Source organism: Klenkia sp. AC732 (genome assembly GCF_979256525.1).
Window position 1 is genome coordinate 33,457 of the sequence record NZ_CEEDOS010000023.1, and the last position, 25,051, is coordinate 58,507.

28 protein-coding genes are annotated in these 25,051 nt (G+C 74.8%); 16 read left to right on the forward strand and 12 right to left on the reverse strand.

What is annotated here, in order from left to right:
• Positions 1–98 precede the first annotated feature (98 nt).
• Complete coding sequence (locus AC0IVP_RS12640) at positions 99–1,220, forward strand: cytochrome P450 (protein WP_471756921.1); 1,122 nt, start codon at positions 99–101, stop codon at positions 1,218–1,220.
• Positions 1,221–1,250: 30 nt separating this feature from the next.
• On the opposite strand, the gene AC0IVP_RS12645 is transcribed toward AC0IVP_RS12640, so the two are convergent.
• Both AC0IVP_RS12645 and AC0IVP_RS12650 read right to left on the reverse strand, forming a co-directional pair.
• Entirely contained in the window at positions 1,251–1,847 is a 597-nt protein-coding gene (locus AC0IVP_RS12645; protein ID WP_471756923.1) for a TetR/AcrR family transcriptional regulator, read from the reverse strand.
• Entirely contained in the window at positions 1,840–2,673 is an 834-nt protein-coding gene (locus AC0IVP_RS12650; protein WP_471756925.1) for an alpha/beta fold hydrolase, read from the reverse strand. The genes AC0IVP_RS12645 and AC0IVP_RS12650 overlap by 8 nt, the downstream gene beginning before the upstream one ends.
• Positions 2,674–2,763: 90 nt before the next feature.
• Between AC0IVP_RS12650 and AC0IVP_RS12655 the strand changes: the two genes are divergently transcribed.
• On the forward strand, positions 2,764–3,285 hold the full coding sequence (locus AC0IVP_RS12655; protein WP_471756927.1) for a DUF6630 family protein: 522 nt from the start codon (positions 2,764–2,766) through the stop codon (positions 3,283–3,285).
• Positions 3,286–3,297: 12 nt separating this feature from the next.
• On the opposite strand, the gene AC0IVP_RS12660 is transcribed toward AC0IVP_RS12655, so the two are convergent.
• Together AC0IVP_RS12660 and arsB are read right to left on the reverse strand one after the other, a co-directional pair.
• Positions 3,298–3,702: an arsenate reductase ArsC gene (locus AC0IVP_RS12660; RefSeq protein WP_082556918.1), complete on the reverse strand. Its 405-nt coding sequence runs from the start codon at positions 3,700–3,702 to the stop codon at positions 3,298–3,300.
• Complete coding sequence (gene arsB, locus AC0IVP_RS12665; protein ID WP_056295635.1) at positions 3,699–4,835, reverse strand: ACR3 family arsenite efflux transporter; 1,137 nt, start codon at positions 4,833–4,835, stop codon at positions 3,699–3,701. Before arsB ends, AC0IVP_RS12660 begins: the two co-directional genes overlap by 4 nt.
• Positions 4,836–4,948: 113 nt before the next feature.
• On the opposite strand from arsB, the gene AC0IVP_RS12670 reads away from it, so the two are divergent.
• The gene (locus AC0IVP_RS12670) at positions 4,949–5,338 is read left to right on the forward strand and encodes an ArsR/SmtB family transcription factor (RefSeq protein WP_369800041.1); all 390 of its coding nucleotides are present in this window, start codon (positions 4,949–4,951) and stop codon (positions 5,336–5,338) included.
• 391 nt (positions 5,339–5,729) lie between these two features.
• On the opposite strand, the gene AC0IVP_RS12675 is transcribed toward AC0IVP_RS12670, so the two are convergent.
• Complete coding sequence (locus AC0IVP_RS12675) at positions 5,730–7,634, reverse strand: heavy metal translocating P-type ATPase (protein ID WP_471756929.1); 1,905 nt, start codon at positions 7,632–7,634, stop codon at positions 5,730–5,732.
• An 81-nt stretch (positions 7,635–7,715) separates the two neighbouring features.
• Between AC0IVP_RS12675 and AC0IVP_RS12680 the strand changes: the two genes are divergently transcribed.
• The 5 genes from AC0IVP_RS12680 (at position 7,716) to AC0IVP_RS12700 (ending at position 11,583) form a co-directional block, all read left to right on the forward strand.
• A complete protein-coding gene (locus AC0IVP_RS12680) occupies positions 7,716–8,051 on the forward strand; it encodes an ArsR/SmtB family transcription factor (RefSeq protein WP_056295627.1) in 336 nt (111 codons plus the stop codon).
• An 87-nt stretch (positions 8,052–8,138) separates the two neighbouring features.
• Complete coding sequence (locus AC0IVP_RS12685; RefSeq protein ID WP_471756931.1) at positions 8,139–8,789, forward strand: pyridoxamine 5'-phosphate oxidase family protein; 651 nt, start codon at positions 8,139–8,141, stop codon at positions 8,787–8,789.
• A gap of 13 nt (positions 8,790–8,802) precedes the next feature.
• Positions 8,803–9,381, forward strand: a complete 579-nt coding sequence (locus AC0IVP_RS12690) for a nucleotidyltransferase family protein (protein ID WP_471756933.1) — start codon at positions 8,803–8,805, stop codon at positions 9,379–9,381.
• The gene (locus tag AC0IVP_RS12695; RefSeq protein ID WP_471756935.1) at positions 9,378–9,812 is read left to right on the forward strand and encodes a molybdenum cofactor biosynthesis protein MoaE; all 435 of its coding nucleotides are present in this window, start codon (positions 9,378–9,380) and stop codon (positions 9,810–9,812) included. The genes AC0IVP_RS12690 and AC0IVP_RS12695 overlap by 4 nt, the downstream gene beginning before the upstream one ends.
• A 106-nt stretch (positions 9,813–9,918) precedes the next feature.
• The gene (locus AC0IVP_RS12700; protein WP_471756937.1) at positions 9,919–11,583 is read left to right on the forward strand and encodes a PP2C family protein-serine/threonine phosphatase; all 1,665 of its coding nucleotides are present in this window, start codon (positions 9,919–9,921) and stop codon (positions 11,581–11,583) included.
• A gap of 15 nt (positions 11,584–11,598) precedes the next feature.
• Here the strand turns inward: AC0IVP_RS12700 and AC0IVP_RS12705 are convergent, their stop codons facing one another.
• The 6 genes from AC0IVP_RS12705 to AC0IVP_RS12730 form a co-directional block, all read right to left on the reverse strand.
• Entirely contained in the window at positions 11,599–11,814 is a 216-nt protein-coding gene (locus AC0IVP_RS12705; protein ID WP_056295615.1) for a hypothetical protein, read from the reverse strand.
• Positions 11,815–11,842: 28 nt separating this feature from the next.
• Positions 11,843–12,868 (reverse strand): hemolysin family protein, encoded by a 1,026-nt coding sequence (locus AC0IVP_RS12710; protein WP_471756939.1) that lies wholly within the window; start codon positions 12,866–12,868, stop codon positions 11,843–11,845.
• Complete coding sequence (locus tag AC0IVP_RS12715) at positions 12,865–14,256, reverse strand: hemolysin family protein (protein ID WP_471756941.1); 1,392 nt, start codon at positions 14,254–14,256, stop codon at positions 12,865–12,867. The genes AC0IVP_RS12710 and AC0IVP_RS12715 overlap by 4 nt, the downstream gene beginning before the upstream one ends.
• Positions 14,257–14,327: 71 nt before the next feature.
• Positions 14,328–14,600, reverse strand: a complete 273-nt coding sequence (locus tag AC0IVP_RS12720; protein ID WP_235564786.1) for a MoaD/ThiS family protein — start codon at positions 14,598–14,600, stop codon at positions 14,328–14,330.
• 2 nt (positions 14,601–14,602) lie between these two features.
• Positions 14,603–15,664 (reverse strand): GTP 3',8-cyclase MoaA, encoded by a 1,062-nt coding sequence (gene moaA, locus AC0IVP_RS12725; RefSeq protein ID WP_200938883.1) that lies wholly within the window; start codon positions 15,662–15,664, stop codon positions 14,603–14,605.
• Between the two features lie 149 nt (positions 15,665–15,813).
• Positions 15,814–16,338, reverse strand: coding sequence for a hypothetical protein (locus AC0IVP_RS12730; protein ID WP_056295606.1), 525 nt, complete (start codon positions 16,336–16,338; stop codon positions 15,814–15,816).
• A gap of 102 nt (positions 16,339–16,440) precedes the next feature.
• On the opposite strand from AC0IVP_RS12730, the gene AC0IVP_RS12735 reads away from it, so the two are divergent.
• From AC0IVP_RS12735 to AC0IVP_RS12755, 5 genes are all read left to right on the forward strand, one after another.
• Complete coding sequence (locus tag AC0IVP_RS12735) at positions 16,441–17,676, forward strand: MFS transporter (RefSeq protein ID WP_471756943.1); 1,236 nt, start codon at positions 16,441–16,443, stop codon at positions 17,674–17,676.
• Positions 17,673–18,125, forward strand: a complete 453-nt coding sequence (locus AC0IVP_RS12740) for an Lrp/AsnC family transcriptional regulator (protein WP_200938882.1) — start codon at positions 17,673–17,675, stop codon at positions 18,123–18,125. Before AC0IVP_RS12735 ends, AC0IVP_RS12740 begins: the two co-directional genes overlap by 4 nt.
• Before the next feature lie 94 nt (positions 18,126–18,219).
• Entirely contained in the window at positions 18,220–19,107 is an 888-nt protein-coding gene (locus AC0IVP_RS12745) for a tryptophan 2,3-dioxygenase (RefSeq protein WP_471756945.1), read from the forward strand.
• Between the two features lie 26 nt (positions 19,108–19,133).
• The gene (locus AC0IVP_RS12750; protein ID WP_471756947.1) at positions 19,134–20,330 is read left to right on the forward strand and encodes a GNAT family N-acetyltransferase; all 1,197 of its coding nucleotides are present in this window, start codon (positions 19,134–19,136) and stop codon (positions 20,328–20,330) included.
• Between the two features lie 128 nt (positions 20,331–20,458).
• On the forward strand, positions 20,459–21,295 hold the full coding sequence (locus AC0IVP_RS12755; RefSeq protein WP_471756949.1) for an aldo/keto reductase: 837 nt from the start codon (positions 20,459–20,461) through the stop codon (positions 21,293–21,295).
• Between the two features lie 178 nt (positions 21,296–21,473).
• Here the strand turns inward: AC0IVP_RS12755 and AC0IVP_RS12760 are convergent, their stop codons facing one another.
• On the reverse strand, positions 21,474–22,283 hold the full coding sequence (locus AC0IVP_RS12760; protein ID WP_056295600.1) for a DUF3097 domain-containing protein: 810 nt from the start codon (positions 22,281–22,283) through the stop codon (positions 21,474–21,476).
• A 179-nt stretch (positions 22,284–22,462) separates the two neighbouring features.
• On the opposite strand from AC0IVP_RS12760, the gene AC0IVP_RS12765 reads away from it, so the two are divergent.
• The 3 genes from AC0IVP_RS12765 (at position 22,463) to mftD (ending at position 25,051) form a co-directional block, all read left to right on the forward strand.
• The gene (locus AC0IVP_RS12765) at positions 22,463–23,392 is read left to right on the forward strand and encodes a PRC and DUF2382 domain-containing protein (protein WP_471756951.1); all 930 of its coding nucleotides are present in this window, start codon (positions 22,463–22,465) and stop codon (positions 23,390–23,392) included.
• A gap of 188 nt (positions 23,393–23,580) precedes the next feature.
• On the forward strand, positions 23,581–23,703 hold the full coding sequence (locus AC0IVP_RS12770) for a hypothetical protein (protein WP_255352987.1): 123 nt from the start codon (positions 23,581–23,583) through the stop codon (positions 23,701–23,703).
• Positions 23,704–23,854: 151 nt separating this feature from the next.
• Positions 23,855–25,051 (forward strand): pre-mycofactocin synthase MftD, encoded by a 1,197-nt coding sequence (mftD, locus tag AC0IVP_RS12775; protein WP_056295593.1) that lies wholly within the window; start codon positions 23,855–23,857, stop codon positions 25,049–25,051.

Below are 25,051 nucleotides of genomic sequence, written 5' to 3' on the forward strand. Positions count from 1 at the left end.
TCCTGACCACCACCGGCTGTCCGACCGCACTGCCCGGACCCGCGCCCGACGACGTCTTCGGACCGCTCACCCGCACCGACGTCGACCCGCTGCCCTGGTTGGCCCGGCACCGGGAGGCCGGGCCCGTCACCCGGCTGGACCTCTTCGGCAACCCGGTCTGGCTGGTCACCCGGCACGCCGACGTGCGGGCCGTGCTGGCCGACACCGCGACCTTCAGCAACGACTTCGCGCACCTGGCCGCGGCCGACGAGGACGGCGACCTGGGCCTCGCCGACCCCGGTGGCCTCGGGTTCCGGGACCCGCCGGACCACACCCGGCTGCGCCGCATGCTGGCCCCCGCGTTCACCGCGCGATCGGTCGCCGCGCTGGCACCGGCCGTCCGGCGGGTCGTCGAGGCCCGGCTGGACGCCCTCGAGGCCGCCGGGCCCGGTGCCGACCTGGTCGCCGGGTTCGCCGAACCGGTGCCGGCCCTGGTCATCGGGGAGCTGCTGGGGCTGACCCCGGAGGACGGGGTCGACGTCGCGGCCCTGGCCGCCGGCCGCTTCGACCTGCTGCAGTCCGTGGTGGCCCCGCTGGACTCCGCGGCGCGGTCGCTGGTGGTGCTGGGCGAGCTCGTGGCCCGGGTGCGCCGGCAGCCGCGGCGCGGCCTGCTGGGGGACCTGGTCCGCGGGCACGGTGACACCGTCGGCGACGCCGAGCTCGCCGGTCTGGTCGACGGCCTGCTCGTCGGCGGGCACGAGACGACGGCGAGCATGCTGGCGCTGTCCAGCCTGGTGCTGCTCCGTGATCCCGCGGCCGCCGACCGGCTGCGGCAGGGCCCCGAGGCGGTGCAGCGGGCCGTCGAGGAGCTGCTGCGCCACCTCAGCGTCGTGCAGGTGGCCTTCCCCCGTTTCGCCCGCGAGGACACGGTGCTGGCCGGCCAGCCGATCGCCGGCGGCGAGCTGGTGCTGTGCTCGCTGGCCGGTGCCGACCGGGACCCCCGCTGGGCGGCGGACCTGGAGACGCTGGACCTGGGGCGCCCGGTCCTTCAACACCTGGCCTTCGGCCACGGGATCCACCACTGCCTGGGGGCGCCGCTGGCCCGGCTCGAGCTGCAGATCGCACTCCCCGCGCTGCTCGACCGGTTCCCCGGCCTGGCCCTGGCCGATCCCGCCGGCCGGCCGGCGTTCCGCCAGCGGTCGATCGTCTTCGGTCTGGAGTCCCTGCCCGTCCGGTGGTGAGTGGGTCGGCACCGGTGTTGCCGGGTGCCCTCAGGCCCCGTGCTGCGGCACCTGTGCCGTGCCGCCCGCCGTGACCAGGCCCCCGTGCACCAGGTCGACGAGCCAGTCGAAGCTGTCGTCGACGGTGGTGGAGAACTGGAAGCCGCCGTCGGCCTCCAGCGTGGCGAAGCCGTGGAACACGCTGCGCAGCGCGCGGAGGGCGTGCACCCGGTCCTCCGCGGCGACGTCGTAACCACGCAGGACGGCCTCGAAGGGGGCCAGGCCGCGGGCGGCGGCGACGGCGACCGGGTCGTCGGGGCCGGTGGGCGTCAGGCCGACGGTGGCGGCGTACCGGCCGGGGTGGGTCACGACGAAGTCGCGCAGCGCGTGCGCGGCCGCGGCCAGCGCGTCCCGTCCCGAGCGGCCCTGGATGGCGGCGCCGACGGCGTCGCCGGCCTCGGTGAGGGCGAGTGCGGCGATCCGGCGGTGCAGGTCCTCCTGGCTGGCGACGTGCTTGTACAGCGACGGCGTCCGGACCCCGAGGCGTTCGGCGAGCGCGCCCATGGTGAGGGCGGCGAACCCGGTCTCGTCGGCCAGCGCCGCCCCGGCGGCGACGACGGCGTCGGGGTGCAGGCCGGCCCTAGGCACGCGCGTCGGCCAGGAAGTCCACGATCAGTGCGGCGACCCGGTCGGGGTGCTGGACGTGGGGGTAGTGCCCGGACCCCTCGACGACCTCGAGCCGGCCCAGACCGGCGGGCAGGTCGGCCAGGATGGCCTCGCCCTCGGCGCGGGGGTCGACCCAGTCGGGGTCCTCGGAACCCTGCACGACGAGCACCGGGCAGGTGACGTGCGCGAGCTGGGCGCCGGCGTCGATGGGCTTGGACGCCCCCATGGCCTTGAGCGCGGCCATCCGGCCGGGCTCGGCCAGCGAGCGGCGGATCTCCTCGATCCGGGCCTCCCAACCGGCCGGCTTGGCGCCGGGGTGGGCCACGTCCAGGTAGGCGACCCACTGCGGGATGCTGCCCAGCAGGGTGGCGCGCAGCAGGCGGGTCATGCCGCGGCGGACGCGGGGCACCCGCAGGACGCCCAGCCCGATGCTCTGCGCGCGGGTGAACGGGGTGAGCTCGACGACGGCGCTGACCAGCTCCGGCGCGGTGGCCGCGGCGATGGTGGCGGCGCCCCCGGCGATGGAGTGGCCGACCAGGACGGCGGGGCCGCCCAGGTGGGCGACCAGGGCGACGAGGTCCCCGGCGATGGCGGTGCGGGAGTAGGAGTCCCACTCGACGCTGGACTCCCCGCAGCCGCGCAGGTCGACCGCGGCGACCCGGTACCCGGCGGCGACCAGGGCGGGGGTGAGGGAGCGGTAGGCGCGGCGCGTGTCGCCCATGCCGTGGGCCAGCACCACCAGCGGGCCCTCGGTGCCGGTCAGGTCGTAGGCGAGAGTGCCGCCCTCGGTGGTCAGGAACTGGGTCACGGGGTCCTCCGGGTGTCGGACGCACCGGCTCAGTGCGTTAGCCAGAAGCTATCACAATTAGCCAACGTGGGGGCCGTTACCGTCGTCCAGGTGTCCGGACCCCTCCCCGTGCCCCCCGAGGGCGCCACCCTCGCCCTCTGGGAACGCCTGTGCGCCCTGCTCGACGAGGACCCGCAGCTGTGGCCCGCCGTCCGCCAGGCACTGCTGGACCCGGCGTCCTCGTTCGCCGAGCACGCCGAGGCGCTGGCCGACCGCGGCATCGAGGACCCCGCTGCCATCGACCCCTGGGTGACCCTCGTCGACGGCCTGGACGACGCCGGGGCGCTGGCCTACCTGGACCGGGCCGACCAGGGCTCCGAGCTGGCCGACGCCCTCGCCGGCATCCCGCGGGTCCGCGCGGCCGGCGTCGACCTGGGGCCGGTCACCGACACCGACGGCGACGTCCCCACCGCCGTCCGGGCCGCCGACGCCGCACTGGCCCCGGCCGGGCTGTGCCTGGTGTACCTGGACGAGGACTCCGACGCCTACCCGCTGGTCGTCGTCCGTGCCGACGACGCCGCCGAGATCGCCTCGCTCGCCGAGCAGCTGGGGCACGGCACCACCCTGCGCTGAGCGCGGACGGCCTCAGGCCGGTGCGACGCCGAGCTCGGTGAGCAGGCCGCGGATCCGGCCCTCGATGTCGTCGCGGATCGGTCGCACGGCCTCGACGCCCTGCCCGGCCGGGTCCTCGAGGGCCCAGTCCAGGTACCGCTTGCCGGGGAAGACCGGGCAGGCGTCGCCGCAGCCCATGGTGATGACGACGTCGGAGGCCTGCACCGCCTCGGTGGTGAGGACCTTCGGGGTGGCGGCGGAGATGTCGATGCCGACCTCGGCCATCGCGGCGACCGCGGCCGGGTTGACCCGGTCGCCGGGCAGCGAGCCGGCGGAGCGGACCTCGACCCGGTCCCCGGCCAGGTGGGTCAGCCACCCGGCGGCCATCTGGGATCGACCGGCGTTGTGGACACAGACGAAGAGCACGCTGGGGGTCACGACCGGGCCTCTCGACGGGTGGGGGTGGGCGCCGGGACCGTGGGGTCGCCGGGGAACCACCTGCGCGCCGCCCACAGCGACACGTAGACCAGGGCCACCAGCACCGGTACCTCGATGAGCGGGCCGACGACCCCGGCCAGGGCCTGGCCGGAGGTGACGCCGAAGGTGCCGATGGCCACGGCGATGGCGAGCTCGAAGTTGTTGCCCGCGGCGGTGAACGCCAGGGTCGCGGTCTTGGCGTAGCCCAGCCGCAGCCGCATGCCGAGCAGGAACGCCCCGCCGAACACCAGCGCGAAGTAGGCCAGCAGCGGCAGCGCGATCCGGACGACGTCCCAGGGCTTGGAGGTGATGGCCTCGCCCTGCAGGGCGAAGAGCATCACGATCGTGAACAGCAGCCCGTAGAGCGCGACCGGCCCGATCGTCGGGAGGAACCGGCTCTCGTACCAGTCCCGGCCCTTCGTGCGCTCCCCGATGGTGCGGGTCAGGAACCCGGCCACCAGCGGGATGCCCAGGAACACGAGCACCGAGACCACGATGGCCCAGACGCTGAACTCCGCCGACGTCGTGGACAGGCCCAGCCAGCCGGGCAGCAGCTGCAGGTAGAACCAGCCCAGGGCGGCGAAGGCCACGATCTGGAACACCGAGTTGATCGCGACCAGGACGGCGGCGGCCTCCCGGTCCCCGCAGGACAGGTCGTTCCAGATCAGCACCATCGCGATGCAGCGAGCCAGCCCGACGATGACCAGCCCGGTCCGGTACTCGGGCAGGTCGGGGAGCATGAGCCAGGCCAGGGCGAACATCAGCGCCGGCCCGAGGACCCAGTTCAGCCCCAGGGAGGCCAGCAGCAGCTTCCGGTCGCCGGTGACCCGGTCCAGCTGGTCGTAGCGGACCTTGGCGAGCACCGGGTACATCATCAGCAGCAGGCCGACGGCGATCGGCAGGCTGACGTCGCCGACCGTCACCGCCTCCAGGGCCGTGGCCAGGCCCGGGACGAAGCGCCCCAGCAGCAGGCCCACGGCCATCGCGGCGACGATCCACACCGGCAGGAACCGGTCCAGGGTCGACAGCCTGGCCAGCACCGGGGTGTCCAGGTCGGTGCCCGGGCGGGCGGTCTCGGCGACGGGGTCGCTCATGCTGCGGGGTCCTCCACACGACGGGGGCACGACGGGGGATCGACACGCGTCGATGCGGTCGCCACTGTGCAGCAGGCATCGACAGACGTCAATCACTGCGCCACGATGGGCCGGTGGACAGCAGCCGGAGGACCCCGTCGGCACACCCCGGGCTCGCGGTCCTGCCCGACGCCGGCTGCTCGGCCGGGCCGCTGACCGGGGGCATGACGGCCCAGGCCGCCACCGAGCTGGCCCACGTCCTCAAGGCCCTCGCCGACCCCGCCCGGCTGCGGCTGCTGTCGCTGATCGCCGACAGCCCGACCGCCGCCGCGTGCGTCTGCGACCTGACCGAGCCCCTGGGGCTGTCCCAGCCGACCGTGTCCCACCACCTCAAGGTGCTGGTGGACGCCGGTCTCCTGGACCGGGAGAAGCGTGGGGTGTGGGCCTGGTACTCCGCGGTCCCCGGGGCGCTGGACGCAGCCGTCTCCGGGCTCCCGGGTGCGGACCGGCTCGTCCGCTCCTGACCACGGGGCGCGTACGTTCGGAGGCGTCTCCGGTCTTCTGTGGTGCGGCCCTCGGCCGCGCCGGACCGCTGCGGTCAGGCCGGTCCCCATGAGCACCACCCTCGCGTCCACCCCCCTCCCGGAGACCGGTGTGGCCCAGCCGCCCGTGCCCGACCCCCTGACCGACGGGGCCGAGGACCGGCTGGTGACCGTGACGCGCGCGGCGGCGGTGGGAAGCCCTCGCCGTCCCTGCTGGCGGCCCGGCAGCTGCTGGACGAGGCCGAGCCACACGCCCGGCGCTCGGCCGCCGACCACGCCCGCACGTCCCGGCGTCGCCACGAGCTGCGTGGTCTGCTCGCCGACCGGCGGGCGGCCCGGCGGGCCGACTGAGCCGCTGCGCCGGTCGCGGCGCTCAGCGCCAGGCGCCCCGGCGCAGCAGTCGCAGCCCGTTCAGGGCGACCAGGATCGTCGAGCCCTCGTGCCCGGCCACCCCCAGCGGCAGCGGCAGGTGCGCCACGAGGTCCCAGGTGACCAGCGCGAGGACGACCGTCCCGGCGACGACGAGGTTCTGCACCACCAGCCGCCGGGCCCGGCGGGACAGGTCGACCAGCGCCGGCAGCGTGGCCAGATCGTCCCGGACGACGACCACGTCGGCACTGGAGACGGCGAGGTCGGAGCCGATCCCGCCCATGGCCACCCCGACGTCGGCGGCGGCGAGGGCCGGGGCGTCGTTGACGCCGTCGCCGACGACCAGCACCCGGTGGCCCTGGGCCTGCAGCTCGCGGACCGCAGCCACCTTGTCCTCGGGCAGCAGCCCGGCGCGGACGTCGGTGATGCCCACCTCGGCGGCCAGGGCGCCGGCCGCGCGGGCGTTGTCGCCGGTCAGCAGCACGGGGGAGTGGCCCAGGGAGTCGCGCAGCGCGCGCACCGTGTCGGCCGCGGCGGGGCGGAGCCGGTCGGCCAGCGACAGGTGGCCGGCCGGGACGCCGTCCACGGTCACCACGACGACGGTGCGCCCGCGGGCCTGCTCGGCCGCGACGTCGGGACCCGAGGCGTCACCGGGGGAGCCGACGGCCACGACCCGGCCCCCGACGGTGGCGGTGACCCCGCGGCCGACGGCTGCCCGGAACCCGGTGCAGGACGCGACGGTGAGGCCGCGCTCCCGGGCGGCGGCGACCACGGCCCGGCCGACCGGGTGCTCGCTGGGGCCCTCGGCCGCGGCGGCCAGGGCGAGCAGCTCGTCCTCGGTGTGCGGGCCGGTCGCGCCGACGGCGACGACCGTCGGGGTGCCGTCGGTGAGGGTGCCGGTCTTGTCCAGCACGACCGCGGTCACGCTGCCCAGCCCCTCCATGGCCACCGCGGAGGTGACCAGCACGCCGTGCCGGCCGGCGGTCGCGATCGCCGACAGCAGCGGCGGCATGGTGGCCAGCACCAGGGCGCAGGGCGAGGCCACGATCATGAACGTCATCGCCCGCAGCAGGGCGCTCTGCAGGTCCGCGCCCAGCAGCAGCGGGATGCCGAACACCGCCAGCGTGGCGACGACGACGCCCACCGAGTAGCGCTGCTCGACCTTCTCGATGAAGAGCTGGGTGCCGGCCTTGGTCTCCGAGGCCTGCTCCACCAGGGCACCGATCCGGGCGACGACGCTGTCGTGCGCTGCCTTGGCCACCTGCACGGTCAGCGTGCCGGTGCCGTTGACGGTGCCGGCGAAGACGTCGTCCCCGGGCTGCTTGTCCACCGGCAGCGGCTCGCCGGACACCGAGGCCTGGTCGACCTCCGAGGCGCCGTCCACCACGACGCCGTCGGCCGGCAGCCGGTCGCCGGGCCGGACCAGCACCCGGTCGCCCACCGCGAGCTCGGCGGCGGGGACGACGACCTCGACGCCGTCCTCCAGGCGGCAGGCCTGCTCGGGGGCCAGCTCGGTCAGCGCCCGGACGGCGTCGCGGGTCCGCCGGGTGGCGAAGGCCTCCAGGGCACCCGACGTCGCGAAGATGACGATCAGCAGCGCCCCGTCGAAGACCTGCCCGATCGCGGCGGCCCCGATCGCGGCCACGACCATCAGCAGGTCGACGTCCAGGGTCTTCTCGCGCAGCGCCTGCACACCGGCGACGGCCGGTTCCCAGCCGCCGGCGGCGTAGCAGGCCAGGTGGACGGCCCAGTAGAGGGGCGTCGGGGCTCCGCCGAGCTGGAGCAGGCCGCCGAGGGCGAACAGGCCCAGGGACAGCGCGGCCCAGCGGACCTCGGGCAGCGTCCAGGCCACGGTGAGCCGCGGCGGGAGGGTGGCGCGCACGGGCCGGGTGAGGGTCGGGGCGGTCACAGACGGGACACTACCTGCGCATGCGTGAAGGTGTGCAGGTGGTCAGGGCCCGTTCCGGGACCACGTCGGTACGCTGCGGGGGTGCACCAGGGCATCGACGACTTCGACATGCCCGCCCCCGACGACGTGCGTCGGGCGGCGGACGCCCTGCGCATGCTCGCCGACCCCACCCGGCTGAACATCCTGTGGGCGCTCATGCAGGGCGAGACGTCGGTGGCCTGCCTGGCCGAGCTGGCCGGCACCAGCCCCACCGCGGTCAGCCAGCACCTGTCCAAGCTGCGGCTGGCCGGCCTGGTCGCCAACCGGCGCGAGGGCACCTTCGTCTTCTACGCCCTCGCCGACTCCCACATCGGCGAGCTCGTCCGCCAGGCCCTGTCGCACGCCGACCACCGCACCCGCTCGCGCACCGACGCCTGACCCCCTCCACCGGGCGGCGCCCCTGCCGCTGGGGCAGGGTGCGCAGGAGCCGGTCCGCAGCGTCGCGGGCCGCGGACGGAGGCACCCGTGACCGCGTTCTACACCGAACAGCAGCGCTCCTGGCAGGACCACTTCGACTCCCGGCCGCTGGCCGACCGGCTCGAGGCCGCGATCGTCGCCGACCGGCTCGACGACGGGTCGGCGGCCTTCATCGCCTCCCGCGACTTCTTCTTCCTGTCCACCGTCGACGGGGCGGGCCGGCCCACCGTGTCCTACAAGGGCGGCCCCACCGGCGTCGTCGCCGTCCTGGACGAGCGCACGCTGGCCTTCCCGCACTACGACGGCAACGGCATGTTCCTGTCGATGGGCAACGCCGCCGAGACCGGACAGGTCGGGCTGCTGTTCATCGACCTGGAGACGCCCAACCGGGTCCGCGTCCAGGCCACCGCCACCGTCAGCGCCGACGACGAGCTGCTCGCCCGCTGGCCCGGCGCCACCCTGGTCACCCGGGCCGTCGTCGACGAGGTGTTCCCCAACTGCGGCCGGTACGTCCACGTGCACGAGCGGGTCCGGGCCAGCGAGTACGTCCCGGACGCCGGGGGCAGCGCCCCGCGCCCGTCGTGGAAGCGGCTCGACGTCGTCCAGGACGTGCTGCCCGACGCCGACCGCACCCAGGGCGAGGGCGGCGTGATCACCTTCGAGGAGTACGTGGGCAAGGTGGCCTCGGGGACCTCCTGAGAGGGTGGGGGGCGTGTCCGTCGCAGCCCTCGTCCTGGCCGCCGGCGGCGGCCGCCGGTACGGCATGCCCAAGGCCCTCGTCGAGCACGAGGGGTCGCTCTTCGTCGAACGCGCCGTGCGGACGGCGCGCGCGGCGTGCGACCCGGTGCTGGTCGTGCTCGGCGCCGCCATGGTGGAGGTCTGGCAGCGCGCCGACCTCGACGGCGCCACCGTCGTGGGCAACCGGGAGTGGGAGACCGGGATGGCCTCCTCGCTGCGCACCGGCATCCAGGGCCTGCAGGCGCTGGGCAGCGGCATCGAGGCCGTGCTGGTGCTGCTCGTCGACGTCCCCGGGATGACGCCGGAGGTGCTGCACCGCCTCGCCGGGCACGCCGCGGCAGATGCGCTCGTCGTCCCCACCTACGACGGGGTGCGTGGGCACCCGGTGCTGGTGGGCCGCGACCACTGGGCGGGGGTGCTCGCCGGCGCCACCGGGGACGAGGGTGCGCGCACCTACCTGGCCGAGCACGCCGCGGAGGTGGTGGAGGTCGACTGCACCGGGCTCGCCGACCCGACCGACTGGGACGTCCCGCCGGGTAGCGTCCAGACGTGAGCGCGCCCACCGTCTCCCCCGCCATCGCCCTGGTCACCGACGAGCCGATCAGCGTCGCCGCCCACGAGGACGCCGTCGCGCACCCCGCCGCCGGGGCCACCGTGTCCTTCGCCGGCGTCGTCCGCGACCACGACGGCGGCCGGTCGGTCACCGAGCTGGAGTACGTCGGGCACCCCACCGCCCAGGCGCTGATCGAGGAGATCGCCGCCGAGTTCGCCGCCCGCCCCGAGGTGCACAGCGTCGCGGTCAGCCACCGGGTCGGCCTGCTCGCCATCGGCGACGTCGCGCTGGCCTGCGCGGTCGCCACCAGCCACCGGGGGCAGGCCTTCTCCGCCTGCGCGGAGCTGGTGGACGAGGTCAAGGCCCGGCTGCCGATCTGGAAGCGGCAGGTGTTCGGGGACGGGCAGGAGGAGTGGGTCGCCTGTCCGTGACGGGGCGCTGACCTGCGGTGCTTGCCCCGGGGCGCCCCGGTGTGACACAACTCGTCCGGGCGGGTCCGAGGACGGGACGACCCACGAGCGGCAGGGAGTCGGACCGGTGGACGGCTGCAGGGACCAGGTCGTCGAGCGGATGCCCGTCGGCTGGCTGGCGCTGGACGCCGACTGGGTGGTCCGCGGGGTCAACGCAGCAGGCCTGCGGGTCATCGGCAAGACCCGCGAGGAGCTGCTGGGCGCCGACTACTGGGAGTCCTTCCCGGACAACCGGCACAACGCGTTCGGCGAGAGCTACCGCCGGGTCCGTGAGACGGGCGTCGCGGAGTCCCTGGAGGCCTGGTACCCCGAGCCGCTGAACACCTGGTTCGAGGTGACCGCCGTCCCGGCCGGGGACGGGCTGGACCTGTTCTTCGCCGAGGTCAGCGAGCGGCGCCGGGCCCAGGAGCGGCTCGCCGTCCTCGCGCTGGTCAGCGCCGAGCTGGCCGGCAACCCCGACCCGGTGGACAGCATGGCCCGGATCCCCCGGCTGGTCGTCCCGGCGATCGCCGACTGGGCCGTCGTCACGGTGATCGACGACGACGGCCGGCCCGCCGACGTGGGCAGCTGGCACGCCGACGCCCGGCTGCGCGAGGTGCTCTCGCGCTACGTGGAGCTGCGGCTGTCCGCGCTGCCGGTGACCGCACCGCTGATCCAGGCACTCACGACCGAGGCGCCCGTGCACGTCACGGGCCAGCAGGTGGCCGAGACGCTCGCCCCCGGCGAGGCCCGGGACCTGCAGCGCCAGCTCGCCGACGGCACCGGGGTCTACCTGCCGCTGCTGGGTCGCGGACGCACCCTGGGCCTGCTGACCCTGTGGTGCCAGTCCGGCCGGGCGCTGGCCGGTGACGAGCTGGCCGCCGCCCGCGAGGTCGCCGACCGGATCGGCCTGGCCCTGGACAACGGGCGGCTCTACCGCCAGCAGGCCCAGCTGGCCGAGGAGCTGCAGCGCAGCCTGCTCACCCAGCCCTTCCAGCCCGACCACGCCGAGGTCGCCGTCCGGTACACCCCGGCCGTCGAGGCGGCCCGGGTCGGCGGGGACTGGTACGACGCGTTCCTGCAGCCCAGCGGCACGATGATGCTGGTCATCGGCGACGTCGTCGGCCACGACACCGCGGCCGCCGCGATGATGGGCCAGCTCCGCAGCCTGCTGCGCGGCATCGCCGCCTACTCCGACGCCGGGCCCGCCGAGGTGCTCCGCGGGCTGGACGCCGCCATGTCGTTGCTGGACCTGCAGACCCTGGCCACCGCCGCGGTCGCCCGGCTGGAGCAGACCCCGGAGGACGCCGCGGCCGACCGCACCGTGCTCCGCTGGGCCAACGCCGGCCACCTGGACCCGATGGTGCTGCGCCCGGACGGCTCGATCACCGAGCCGGTCAGCTGGCAGGGCGACCTGCTGCTCGGCGTGGACAGCGGCGCGCTGCGGCGCGAGCAGACGATCGTGCTGGAGCGCGGTTCCACCGTGCTGCTGTTCACCGACGGGCTCATCGAACGGCGCGGGGAGGACCTGGACACCGGGCTCGCCCGGATGCGGGCCGTCGTCGCCGAGCTGGCGGACGAGCCGCTGACCGTGCTCTGCGACGAGCTGGTCGAGCGGCTGGTGCACGGCCGTCCCGACGACGACGTGGCGCTGGTCGCGGTCCGGCTGCACCCGCAGGACCGACCCCGCCCACCGGAGGCCGGACCCCGCCGGGTGCCCGACGAGGTCCCGGAGGACCCCGCCGGACCATGAGCCGGGGGGCGGGGCTCAGCGGGCGCCGGCGAGCCCGTCGTCGTCGGGGTCGCGGTGCCCGGACTCGCGGCCCTCGGCGCGCTCGAGCGCCTCCTCCTCGGCCTCGCCCTCCAGGCGTCGGGCCTCGCCGGCCACCTCGGCCGCGGCGTCCCCGTGGGACTCCCCGTAGACCTCGGTCGCCCGGCCCAGCAGCTCCTCGGCCTTGGCCTTCGCCTTGTCGAACACGCTCATCGCACGGTCCTCCTGGTCGGTGTCGCTCTCATCGGTGCACGCTGTCCCGGATCTCGCCGACCAGCTCCTCGAGGATGTCCTCCAGGGCCACGACGCCCAGCACCGCACCACCGTCGACGACGGCGGCGAACTGGGCGCGGTCGGCCTGCATGGTCTGCAGGGTGCTCCGCAGGTCCGCCGAGGCCTCGACCCGGGGGAGCGGACGGGTGATGTCGGCGACCCGCACGTCGGGCTCGCCGTCGGCCACCAGCACGTCCTTGACGTGCACGTAGCCCGACAGCTCACCGTCGGTGACCACCGGGAAGCGGGAGAACCCGGTCTGCGCCGCGACCCGCTCGACGGCGAGGGCGTCCTCGTCGGGGCTGAGCACCGTGAGGTCCGCGCGGGCGATCAGCACGGTCCGGGTCTCCCGGTCCTCCAGGGTCAGCGCGCCGGTGAGCAGGTCGTGGTCGGCGTCGTCGAGCAGGCCACCGGCCCGGGACTCGTCCAGCAGCCCGGCGACCTCGTCGCGGGTGAAGGAGCTGGTCACCTCGTCCTTGGGCTCCACCTTCAGCAGCCGCAGGACCGCGTTGGCCAGGGCGTTGAGCACGAAGATCACCGGCTTGAGCACCGTGACGACCAGCAGCAGCGGCGGCGCCAGGGCGAGGGCGGCCTTGTCCGGGCCGGCCAACGCCAGGTTCTTGGGCACCATCTCGCCGATCACCACGTGCAGCGCGACGACGACGGTCAGCGCGATCACGAAGCTGATCGGGTAGACCGCGCCCTCGGGGACGCCGACGGCGTCGAACACCGGCTCCAGCAGGTGTGCCACGGCCGGCTCGCCGATGGCGCCCAGGCCCAGCGAGCAGACGGTGATGCCCAGCTGGGCGCCGGCCATCATCATCGAGACCTGCTCCATCGCGCCCAGCGTGGTCCGGGCCCGGCGGCTGCCGGCCTCGGCCAGCGGCTCGATGGAGGAGCGCCGGGCGGAGATCAGGGCGAACTCCGCGCCGACGAAGAAGGCGTTGGCGCCCAGCAGCACGACGGCCACCAGCACGCCGATCCAGTCGCTCACGCGGACACCTCGGTCTCGTCGTCGGCGGTCTCGGGCAGCAGCTCGCCCAGGCGGGCCCGCTCGACGCGGGTGCCGTCGACGAGGGTCACCTCGACCCAGACGCCACCGGGGTGGCCCTCGGCCTCCTCGGCGAGCTCGGGCGGCAGCTGGCGCAGCGCCTCCACCCGGTCACCCACCTCGGGGATGCGGCCCAGCTGGTGCAGCACCAGGCCGCCGATCGTCTCGTAGTGCCGGTCGCCCGGGACGGTGAGCCCGGTGACCGCGGCGACCTCGTCGGGACGCAGCAGGCCCGACACCGACCAGGTGCCGTCGCCCAGGTCCTCGACGTCGACCTCGTCGGCGTCGTCGTCGTGCTCGTCGGTCAGGTCGCCGACCAGCTCCTCGACCAGGTCCTCGATGGTGACGACGCCGTCGGTGCCGCCGTACTCGTCGACCACCACGGCCATCTGCAGCGACCCGCGGCGCAGGTCGACCAGCAGGTCGTCGAGCTGGCGGGAGGTGGGCACGAAGAGCGCCTCCACCATCACGTCGGCGACGGTCACCGTGGTCCGGTGGGCCCGCTCCACCCCGAGGGCGTGTTTCACGTGGACCAACCCGACGACGTCGTCGACGCCGTCGGCGGACAGCACCGGGAACCGGGAGTGCCCGGAGTCCCGGGCGGTGGCCAGCACGACCGCGACCGGGTCGGTGGCCTGCACGCTGGTCATCTGCACCCGGCGGGTGGCGACGTCGCTGGCGCGCAGCTCGCCGAAGGCCAGCCCACGCTCCAGCAGGGCGGCGGTGCCGGCCTCCAGCGTGCCCGTGCTGCCCGAGCGACGCACCAGGGAGGTGAGCTCCTCGGGGGAGCGGGCGGAGGCCAGCTCCTCCTGCGGCTCGACGGAGAAGACCCGGCGCAGGATGGCGTTCGCCCAGCCGTTGAGGGCCCGGATGACCCAGGCGGTGTTCCGGGTGAAGCCCCGCTGGAAACCCGACACGGCCTTGGCGACCCGGAACGGCTCGGCGATGGCCAGGTTCTTGGGCACCAGCTCGCCGAAGACCATGGTCAGCGCGGTCGCCAGGACCAGCGCCAGGGTGATCGACACCGAGCGGGCGGCACCGCCGGAGAGCCCGACGGACTCCAGCGGCCCGGCCAGCAGCGCGGCGATGGAGGGCTCGGCGACGAAGCCGATGGCCAGGTTGGTGACGGTGATGCCGAGCTGGGCACCCGACAGCTGGGTGGACAGCGTCCGCATCGCGGCCAGCACGCCGTCGGCGCCGCGCTCACCGTCGGCGGCGTGGCGCTCCACGGTGGCCCGGTCCACGGTCACCAGGGCGAACTCGAAGGCGACGAAGGCGGCGCAGGCGGCGATCAGCAGGACGCCGACGAGGACGAGCAGCCACTCGATCACGGCGTGCACCCCGGCTGGGGACGGGCAGGTGTCTCAGGTAGGTGAGGCAGCGAGCTCACGAGCGGGGTGGATCAACCTCCGGCGAAGGGGGGCAGCACGTCGACGACTGCCCCGGGCGACAGCACCAACGCACGATCACGCGTGGACGTTCCGTCGACCAGGAACGAGCACGCCGTCAGCACCCGCTCCAGCTTCTCACCGTGGTCGGCCACGATCTGGCCCACCAGCTCCTCCAGCGACCCGGCGTGGCGGGTCTCGGTGTCCACGCCGACGGCGGCGCGGGCACCGGCGAAGTAGCGCACCGTCACGGTGCCGGTCTCGGTGCCGGCCTCGGTGGTCGTCACGCTCAGCCCCCGATCGCCGACATCGGGCGGGAGGGCTGCAGGAACGACGGGTCGTCGATGCCGTGGCCGGGGAGCTTGGTCAGCGTCGCGATCCGCCAGCGGTCGGCCAGCTCCTGGTCGGTGGCGCCGTCCCGCATCGCCGTCCGCAGGTCGGACTCGTCGCGGGCGAAGAGGCAGTTGCGGATCTGGCCGTCGGCGGTGAGCCGGGTCCGGTCGCAGGCGCCGCAGAAGCTGCGGGTCACCGAGGCGATGACGCCCACGGTCAGCCCGGTGCCGTCGACCAGCCAGCGCTCGGCCGGGGCCGCGCCGCGCTCCTCGACGTCGGGCACCAGGGTGTGGGTGGCCGACAGCTTCGCCAGGATGTCCTCGGCGGTGACCATCTCGGCGCGGGTCCACGCGTGGTGGGCGTCCAGCGGCATCTGCTCGATGAAGCGCAGCTCGTACCCGTGCTCCAGGCAGTACTCCAGCAGCGGAACGGCGTCGTCCTCGTTGATGCCCTTGAGCAGCACCGTGTTGACCTTGACCGGGGTGAGCCCGGCCTCCTTGGCGGCCTTGAGCCCGGCCAGCACGTCGGGCAGCCGGTCGCGGTGGGTCAGCTGCTTGAACCGGTCCCGGTCCAGGGTGTCCAGGCTGACGTTGAGCCGGTCCAGCCCCGCGGCGGCCAGCGCCGGCGCCATCCGGGACAGCCCGACGGCGTTGGTGGTCAGGCTGACCTCGGGACGGGGCAGCAGCGCCGTGGTGGCCGCGACGATGCCGGGCAGGCCCGGGCGCAGCAGCGGCTCGCCGCCGGTGAAGCGGACCTCCTGGATGCCCAGGTGCTCGACGCCGATGCGCACCAGCCGGACGACCTCGTCGTCGGTGAGCTGCTCCACCTTGGGCAGCCAGTCCAGGCCCTCGGGCGGCATGCAGTAGCTGCAGCGCAGGTTGCACCGGTCGGTCAGGGAGACCCGGAGGTCGGTCGCGGTGCGCCCGTGCCGGTCGACGAGCCCGCCGCTGCCGGGCGCACCCGGGGCCGGCTCGGGCACGCGGACCACCGGGTCGGGGAGCGGGCTCGGCGTCGTCACCCTCCCGACTGTAGAGCCGCGTCGGGCGGCTCCCCCAGCGGCTGTGGCCGTCGTCACCCGCGCTCCCGCGCCTGCGGGTCCAGAGTCGGTGCGCCGCCGCACGAGCGGGTTGCACGAGGTTGCCCCGGTGCGTCAGCACCCGTGTGGCGCTAGTGCGTCAGCACCAGCTTGAGGACGACGGCGACCAGCGCGACCGCCGCCGCGACGGCACCCACCAGCAGCGCCCGGCCCAGCGGCACGTCGGCCTGCAGCCGGCGGTACACCAGCCCGATGCCGGCCACCCGGACCAGCCCGACCGCGGCCGCCAGCGACTGGCCCCACACCTCCGGTGGCCAGCCCAGCGCGGTCGCGGCCAGGACCGCGGCGGGCAGCGCACCCGAGCTCAGGACCGGCGTCGCGTCCCGGGCGGCGTCGCGCAGCTCGCGTCGCTCCCCGCCGGTGAACAGCGCCCCGACCGAGTGGGCCAGCACGTGGGCCACGTAGGTCGACAGCACGGTGCCCACGACGATCGTCACGGCGGCACCGGAGTCCACCGCGGCCGGCGACGTGCCGACGACGGCGGCGAGCACCAGGACGTTCCCGTAGACGTAGGCGGCCACCCGGCTCTGCGCGCGGTGCGGGTCGACGTCGTCACGGCGGCGGGTGAGCGGGCGCCACACCCGGGACTCGGTCACCGGGGCATCCTCCCCGGACCTCTCCTAGGATCGGGCTGCCACCCGGGAACACGGCAGGCCCCCCTGTCTCCGCCTGTGGCCAGGAAGTCGAGATCGATCCCCGTGCACAACCCCCTCTCGCCCTACGCCCGCATCTTCACCGTCCCGGGCTCGCGGTCCTTCTCCTTCGCCGGCTGGCTGGCCCGCGTGCCGATGTCCACCGTCGGGCTGGGCTCGGTGCTGATGGTCGCCGGCGAGTCCGGCAGCTACGGCCTGGCCGGTGCCGTCGCAGGCACCCTCGCGCTGGCCTTCGCCGTCGGCAGCCCGCAGTGGGCCCGCGGCATGGACCGCGTCGGCCAGGCCCGGGTGCTGGTGGTGTCCTCGGCGGCCTACCTGCTGCTGGGTCTGGTCTTCGTCGCGGCCGTCGTGCTCGACGGCCCCCGCTGGTCCTGGTTCGTGCTCGCCGCCCTGACCGGCGCGTGCGGGGCCAACGTCGGTGCCGCCGTCCGGGCCCGGTGGGCCAACGCGCTGCCCGACGCCGAGGACCGGCAGACCGCGTTCGCCTTCGAGTCCGTCGTCGACGAGGTCGTCTTCGTCGTCGGGCCCCCGTCGATCACCTTCCTGGCCGCTCTGGTCGCCCCGCCGGCGGGGTTCGTCGTCGGCCTCGTCGTCGGGGTCGCCGGCGCCGTCTGGCTGGCCCGCCAGCAGGCCACCCAGCCCCCCGTTCACCGGGACACCTCCGACGAGCCGCGCCCGCGCACCTCGGTGCTCAGCCCGACCCTGCTGGTCGTGGCCACCGCCTACCTGGCCGTGGGAACCGTCTTCGGCGCCATGGACGTCGTGGTCGTCGGGTTCGCCGAGCTGCAGGACGCCCCGGTGATGGCCGGGGTCGCGCTGGCCGCCTACGCCGGGGGCAGCCTGGTGTCCGGGCTGGCCTACGGCGTCGTCCGGCTGCCCGGGACGCTGCTGGCCCGGTTCGTGGGCTGCGCGGTCCTCTTCGGCCTCGCCGCCCAGGGCCTGCTGCTGGTCGGGTCGCTGACCTGGCTGGTGCCGGCGGCGTTCCTGGCCGGGCTGGCCATCGCCCCGGTGCTGGTCTCGGGCATGTCGCTGGTGGAGTCCCGGGTGCCGCGCTCGGCGCTCAACGAGGGCCTGACCTGGACGTCGACCGGTCTCACCCTGGGCGTCACCGCGGGTGCCGCGCTGGCCGGTGCCGCCGTCGACTCCTGGGGCGCGCAGGACGCCTTCCTCGTGCCCGCGCTGGGTGCCGCTGCCGCCGGGGTGCTCGCGCTGGCCGGTGCGCTGCTGCTGCGCCGCCCCGCCGAGCTGGTGGAGCCGGCGCCCGCGGACGCGGTGCGGTGACCCGCCCGCTGGACGCCACCGACTGGGCGATCCTGGCCCAGCTGCAGGACGACGCCCGGCTCTCGCTGCGCGAGCTGGCCCGCCGGGTGCACCTGTCGGCGCCCTCGGTCGCCGACCGGCTGCGCCGGCTGGAGGAGACCGGGGTGCTCACCGGGTACCGGGCCACGGTCGACCTGGCCGCCGCCGGTCGCGGCGTCGTCGCCTACGTGCGGCTGTCCTGCTACGGCCCGCGCTGCGTGCTGCGCGACCCCGAGGTGGCCGGCTGGCCCGAGGTCCTCGAGCTGCACCGGGTCACCGGCGACGCCTGCTCCCTGCTCAAGGTGGGGACGGCGACCATGGCCGGCTTCGAGGCCCTGGTCGACCGGCTCGCCGTCTTCGGGCCGCCCAGCTCCACGATGGTGCTGGCCAGCCCGCTGCCGGCGGCGCCGGTGCGGCCGCTGTCAGGCTGACCCCCGCAGATCCCTCGCACCCGTCAGGCGGCACGGCGTTGCCGGGTGCGCTCGGCCGTTCCGGGGGACCCCCCGCCGCGACGACGATCTCCCGGTGACCACCCGCACCGTGCCGACCGCCCCCCGCCCGCTGGACGCCGGCACCCGGCTCACCCGGGCCGCGGCCAACGCCGGGGAGCCCACGCTGGAGTTCGCCGAGGCCACGCCGTACGAGTCCTACGTCGGCGTGCGGCAGCTGCAGGCGCTCGTCCGGCCGGTCACCGACTCCCCGGCCGAGCCCGCGTTCCTCGTCGTCACCCAGGTGATGGAGCTGCTGTTCACCCTGCTGCGCCGGGAGTGGGAGCTGGCCCAGCGGCAGTTCCGGGCCGACGACCTGGACGGCGCCATCGCCTCGCTGCGCCGCTCGGTGCACCACCTGCGGGCGCTCAACGCCTGCTGGGGGTCGCTGTCCTGGCTGACCCCGGCGGAGTTCAACGGCTTCCGCGACCAGCTCGGGGAGGCCTCGGGCTTCCAGTCCTACGAGTACCGGCACGTGGAGTTCCTGCTGGGGCTCAAGGCCGAGTCCGTCGTCCGGCCGCACCGCGGGCTGCCCGCCGTGCACGCCGACCTGCAGCGCGCACTGGCCGCCGACTCCGTCGAGGACGACGTGCTGGCCCTGCTGGCCCGCCGCGGCGTCGCCGTCCCCCCGGCGGTGCTGGAGCGGGACCGATCCGTCACGCACCCCGCCGACGACGCCGTCACCGCGGCGTGGGCCACGGTCTACCGGGACCCGCGGCCGGGCAACGAGCTCTTCGTGCTGGCCGAGACGCTGACCGACGTCGCCGAGGAGTTCACCGTCTGGCGCCAGCGGCACGTCACCGCCGTCAAGCGGGCGATGGGCGCCAAGCCCGGCAGTGGCGGCTCGGCCGGGCTGGCGTGGCTGGAGCGCAGCGCCGCCCGCGAGGTGTTCCCGGACCTGTGGGCCGCCCGCACCGTCGCCTGACCGGGCCGCCTGAGAGGGTCGACGTCGTGCCCACGACCATCCGCGAGCTGACCGCCGACGACCTCCCCGACGCCTGGGAACTGGGCCGGCTGGCCTTCGGCGGACCGGCGGAGGCACCGGCCCGGGCCCTGCGGGCCGATCCCGGCGTGCACCGGCTGGGCGCCTTCGACGACGCCGGCCGATTGCTGGGCAAGGTCACCGACCACGCACTCGAGTCCTGGTGGGGCGGCCGCCGGGTGTCCACCGCGGCCGTCAGCGGCGTGGCCGTCGCACCCGAGACCCGCGGTGGCGGGCACGCCCGGCGGCTGCTCACCGAGCTGCTGGTCCGGGCCCGCGACCGGGGGGCCGCGGTCAGCGCGCTGTACCCGACGGTCTCCGCGGTGTACCGGTCGCTGGGCTGGGAGGTCGCCGGCACGCTGACCGCCACCGAGCTGGACACCGCCGCGCTGCCCCGCACCCGCGCCGGGGACGGGCTCGTCGTCCGGCCCGGGGGCGCCGACGACCTGGCCGCCGTCACCGACCTGTACGAGGAGGTCGCCCGGGACCGGCAGGGCCTGCTGACCCGCCGCGGCGGGTTCTTCGACGCCCCCACCGACACCCCGCTGCCCGAGGGCGTCGACGGGCTCTCGCTGGTGCACGAGGGCGACCGGCTGGTCGGCGCCCTCGTCTTCGGCCGCGGCAAGGGCTACGGGACCGACGCCCGGCTGACCGTGCACGACCTGCTCGCCACCACCCCGGCGGCCGCCCGCGCACTGGTCGGCGTCCTCGCCGGCTGGACGACGGTGACCCGATCGGTGCGGGTCCCGCTGCTGGCCGGTGACGTGTTCTCCACCGTGCTGCCGCTGGAGCGGTCCTCGTGGCCCGGCGGTGAGGGGTCCGCCGTGCCCTGGATGCACCGGCCGGTGGACGTCGTCCGGGCGGTGGCCGACCGCGGTTGGCCCACGCACGTCACCGGTCGGGTCGCCTTCCGGCTCCGGGACGACGTCGCGCCGTGGAACGCCGGGGACTGGCAGCTCGAGGTCGAGGGCGGCTCGGCGACCCTGCGGCGGACCGGCACCGAGCCTGAGCGGTGGCTCGACGTCCGCGGGTTCGCCGTCCTCTACTGCTCGGCGACGTCGGGCCGGGCGCTGGCGCAGACCGGCCTCACCGGGGGCGCCGGGGACCCCGCCGCCCTGGACCTGCTCGCCTCCGGGCCGCGGGCCGAGCTGCGCGACTACTTCTGAGGGTGTTCCCACAGGTCGTGTGGGGTTCCTCGCCGGTTGAGCGGCACACCACCGGGTAGGGCGGGAGGGAGCGGCCGCGCCGATGGCGTGTGCCCCACACACCCCGCACCACCACGAGGAGGAGCTCCATGACCGTCCCCACGATCACCCTCAACAACGGCGTCGAGATCCCGCAGCTGGGCTTCGGCACCTACCAGATCGAGCCCGAGAACACCCGCGAGGCCGTCCGCGCGGCCCTCGAGGTCGGCTACCGGCACATCGACACCGCCGAGATGTACGGCAACGAGAAGGAGGTCGGTGAGGGCTTCCGCGACTCCGGGCTCGCCCGCGAGGACGTCTTCCTCACCTCGAAGCTGAACAACGGCTTCCACGCCGAGGCCGACGTCGCCAAGGCCATCGACCAGTCGCTGGCCGACCTGCAGGTCGAGCAGCTGGACCTGTTCCTCATCCACTGGCCGCTGCCGGGCATCGACATCGACTTCGTCGAGACCTGGAAGGCCATGGAGCAGCTGTACCGCGACGGCAAGGCCCGCGCGATCGGCGTCTCCAACTTCCAGACCAACCACCTCAACCGGCTGCGCGACCAGGCCGACATCACCCCCGCGGTGAACCAGATCGAGGTGCACCCCTACCTGGCCCAGGACGAGCTGCGCGCCTACAACGCCGAGCGCGGCATCCTCACCGAGGCCTGGTCGCCCATCGCGCAGGGCAAGGTCCTCGACGACCCGGCGATCGTCCGCGTCGCCGAGCGCGTGCACCGCACCCCGGCCCAGGTCACCCTGCGCTGGGCGGTCCAGCGCGGCGACATCGTCTTCCCCAAGTCGGTCACCCGCAGCCGCGTCGAGGAGAACTTCGCGCTCTTCGACTTCGAGCTGTCCCAGGACGACATGACGGCGATCTCGGCCCTGGACCGCAACGAGCGCACCGGCCCCGACCCGGACACGTTCAACATGATCCCCAGCTGACACCGCACGCCCAGAGGGCCCGCTCCCCGCACGGGGGGCGGGCCCTCCGTCGTCCCCGGCCCGCCTCCCGCCGGCGGTGATCATGGAGTTCGTGCACGGTGACACGCCGGGGCCGGCGTGTCGTCGTGCACCAACCCCATGATCACGGCCGGGGGTGGCCGGGAGGTGGCCGAGAGGGTCAGTCAGTGGTGACGAAGTCGATGAGCTCCTCGACGCGGCCGATGAGCTCGGGCTCCAGGTCGGTCCAGGTCTGCACGCGGGCGAGGATGCGCTGCGCCCAGACGTAGCCGGTGTCGTCCTCCCAGCCCAGCCGGCGGCAGACGCCGGTCTTCCAGTCCTCGCCCCGGGGCACCGTCGGCCAGGCCGTGATGCCGACGACGGAGGGCTTGACCGCCTGCCAGATGTCGATGAACGGGTGCCCGACGACCAGGGCGTGCGCGCCGGTGACCTGCCCGGCGATGCGGGACTCCTTGGACCCGGTCACCAGGTGGTCGACCAGCACGCCGAGCCGTCGTCCCGACGCCGGGCGGAACTCCCGGACGATCGCCGGGAGGTCGTCGACGCCGTGCAGCGGTTCGACGACGACGCCCTCGATGCGCAGGTCGTGGCCCCACACCTTCTCCACCAGCTCGGCGTCGTGCTTGCCCTCGACGTACACGCGGCCCTCGCGGGCGACCCGGGCCCGCGCGCCGGCGACGTACGTGGAGCCCGACGCGCTGCGGAAGGGGCCGGCCGGGCCCTGCTGCTTCGGGCGCACCAGCACCACCGGGCGGCCCTCGACCCAGAAGCCGGGACCCAGCGGGTAGCCCTTCACCCGGCCGAAGCGGTCCTCGAGGTGGACGACGTCCTTCTCGCAGCGGACGACGGCGCCGACGAAGCCCGAGCTCGGGTCCTCCACGACGAGGTCCTTGTCCGCCTCGACCTGCGGGAGCGGCTTCTTCTGCGTCCGGGGGTGCACGAGCGAGTCGTACGGGGAGCGGGGAGGCACCGACCGAGTCTGCGCACGACCCCCGCGGGGCCGCGGGAACGACACGCCCGGACGGTGTTTAGACAGTTCGAGTTCCGCGATCCTGTTTCCACCTCCGGCTCGGCGGGGCACCTGGTGGTCACGACTTCGCACCACCCCTGCACGACCACAGACCGCCCCGAGCTGAGGAGCACACCACCGTGATCACCACCGAGAGCATCGACCGGGTCATCGGCAGCGACGTCTACGACGCCGACGGCGACAAGATCGGCACCGCCAACGAGGTCTTCCTCGACGACCAGTCCGGCAACCCCGAGTGGGTCACCGTGAAGACCGGCCTCTTCGGCACCAAGTCCACCTTCGTGCCCCTGCGCGACGCCGACCTCACCGGCGAGGGCCTGCGGGTCCCGGTGTCCAAGGCCGCCGTCAAGGACGCCCCCAAGGTGGACGCCGACCAGCACCTCTCCCCGCAGGAGGAGCAGGAGCTGTACCGGCACTACGGCTTCGAGGGCAACAGCGTCTCCGGCCAGGACACCCTGACGGGCCGCGACACCACCACGACCACCGAGACCACCACCACCGGCCAGGCTGCCGCCGGCCTCGCCGCCGGGGGCGTGGGCCGCACGGGTGACCGGGACGCCACGCTGACCGGTCAGCACAGCGCCGACACCCGCGACAACGACTCCCGTGGCACCGTCGGGCGCGACACCTCCGGCCCCACGACGGACGACGTGATGACCCGCTCCGAGGAGCGGCTCGACGTCGGGACCGAGTCGGTCGAGGCGGGCCGGGCCCGGCTGCGCAAGCACGTCGTCACCGAGAACGTGACCCGCACCGTGCCGGTCTCCCACGAGGAGGTCCGCATCGAGCGCGAGCCGATCACCGACGCCAACCGCGGCGACGCCCTCGACGGCCCCGCGCTGTCGGAGGAGGAGCACGAGGTCACGCTGCACGCCGAGCGTCCGGTCGTGGAGAAGGAGACCGTGCCGGTCGAGCGGGTCCGGCTGGACACCCAGACCGTCACCGAGCAGCAGACGGTGAACGAGACCGTCGCGCACGAGGAGATCGAGCAGGTCGAGGGCGACACGACCCGCGGCACCGGCGTCACCGGGCGCGACACCACCCGCTGACCCACCCCCGCACCACCCGCCGGCGCCCGTCCCGACCTCGTGTCGGGGCGGGCGCCGGCGTCAGCAGGGTCACCGGCCCCCGGCCTCGTGGTCTGCGGGCGTACCGTCCGCACTCCAACCGCAGGTGCACCCCGCCGACGGACCGCGCTCCGCGACCCCCGCCGGTGCGCCGGCGGTGAGGAGTCCCCATGGCAGGCAAGAACAAGGGCGGCCGCGAGGCCAAGAAGCCCAAGGCCGCGAAGGCCAAGACCAACGCCTCGGCACCGAGCACGAAGGCCACGGTCGACGCCATCTCGCAGAAGGGCCGCTGACCCCCGGCCCCCGGCCTGGCCTGCGCCGGGACGGGGGCCGGTCCGCGGACGCGGGAGGACGGTCCGCCCGAGGGGTGGTGGCACTGAGTGTCACAGGGCATCCTGAGACCCACAGCACAGCGGCACCGCAGCCGCTCGAGGAGGACACCCCATGGCCAACCAGTGGTTCGAGACCGTCGCCGAGGCCCAGCGCCGGGCCAAGAAGCGCCTGCCCGCCTCGGTCTACGGCGCGCTCATCGCCGGCTCCGAGCGTGGCACCACCGTCGAGGACAACACCCTCGCCTACTCCGAGCTGGGCTTCGCCCCGCACGTGGCCGGCCTGCAGGGCGAGCGTGACCTGACCACCTCGGTCATGGGCCAGCCGCTGTCGATGCCGGTGATGATCAGCCCCACCGGCGTGCAGGCCGTGCACCCCGACGGCGAGGTCGCCGTCGCCCGTGCCGCCGCGGCCCGCGGGATCACCATGGGCCTGAGCTCCTTCGCCTCCAAGTCCGTCGAGGAGGTCGCCGCGGCCAGCCCGCAGACCTTCTTCCAGATGTACTGGGTCGGGTCCCGGGACGTGCTGGTGCAGCGGATGGAGCGCGCCCGCGCCGCCGGCTGCGTCGGGCTGATCATGACCCTGGACTGGTCGTTCTCCATGGGCCGGGACTGGGGCAGCCCCTCGATCCCGGAGAAGATCGACCTGAAGACGGCGGTCAAGTTCGCCCCCGAGGTGCTGCTCCGGCCGCAGTGGCTCTACACCTTCGCCAAGACCGGCAGGATCCCGGACCTGAAGACCCCGAACCTGGCCCCGCCCGGCGGCGGCGAGGCCCCCACGTTCTTCGGCGCCTACGGCGAGTGGATGGGCACCCCCCTCCCCACCTGGGACGACGTCCAGTGGTTGCGGGAGCAGTGGGGCGGCCCGTTCATGCTCAAGGGCGTCATGCGTGTGGACGACGCGCACCGCGCCGTCGACGCCGGGGTCACCGCGATCTCGGTGTCCAACCACGGCGGCAACAACCTGGACGGCACCCCGGCCTCGATCCGGGCGCTGCCGGCGATCGCCAAGGCCGTCGGCGACCAGGTCGAGGTCGTCACCGACGGCGGGATCCGCCGCGGCTCCGACGTGGTCAAGGCCCTCGCCCTGGGCGCCAAGGCCGCGATGATCGGCCGCGGCTACCTGTGGGGCCTGGCGGCCAACGGGCAGGCCGGGGTGGAGAACGTGCTGGACATCCTGCGCAGCGGCATCGACTCGGCCGTGCTCGGCCTGGGCCACCGCGACGTCAAGGACCTCCGCCCGCAGGACGTCGTCGTCCCGGCGAACTGGCCGCGGGTGCTGGGCACCCCGGACCAGGCGCACGTGGTCTGA

What these genes read in the sequence shown, in the direction of transcription:
- AC0IVP_RS12755 (WP_471756949.1), top strand. Translation starts at nt 20,459, where the DNA reads ATGACCGTCCCCACGATCACCCTCAACAACGGCGTCGAGATCCCGCAG.
- AC0IVP_RS12770 (WP_255352987.1), top strand. Translation starts at nt 23,581, where the DNA reads ATGGCAGGCAAGAACAAGGGCGGCCGCGAGGCCAAGAAGCCCAAGGCC.
- mftD (WP_056295593.1), top strand. Translation starts at nt 23,855, where the DNA reads ATGGCCAACCAGTGGTTCGAGACCGTCGCCGAGGCCCAGCGCCGGGCC.
- arsB (WP_056295635.1), bottom strand. Translation starts at nt 4,835, where the DNA reads ATGAGCGACCCCGTCGCCGAGACCGCCCGCCCGGGCACCGACCTGGAC.
- AC0IVP_RS12705 (WP_056295615.1), bottom strand. Translation starts at nt 11,814, where the DNA reads ATGAGCGTGTTCGACAAGGCGAAGGCCAAGGCCGAGGAGCTGCTGGGC.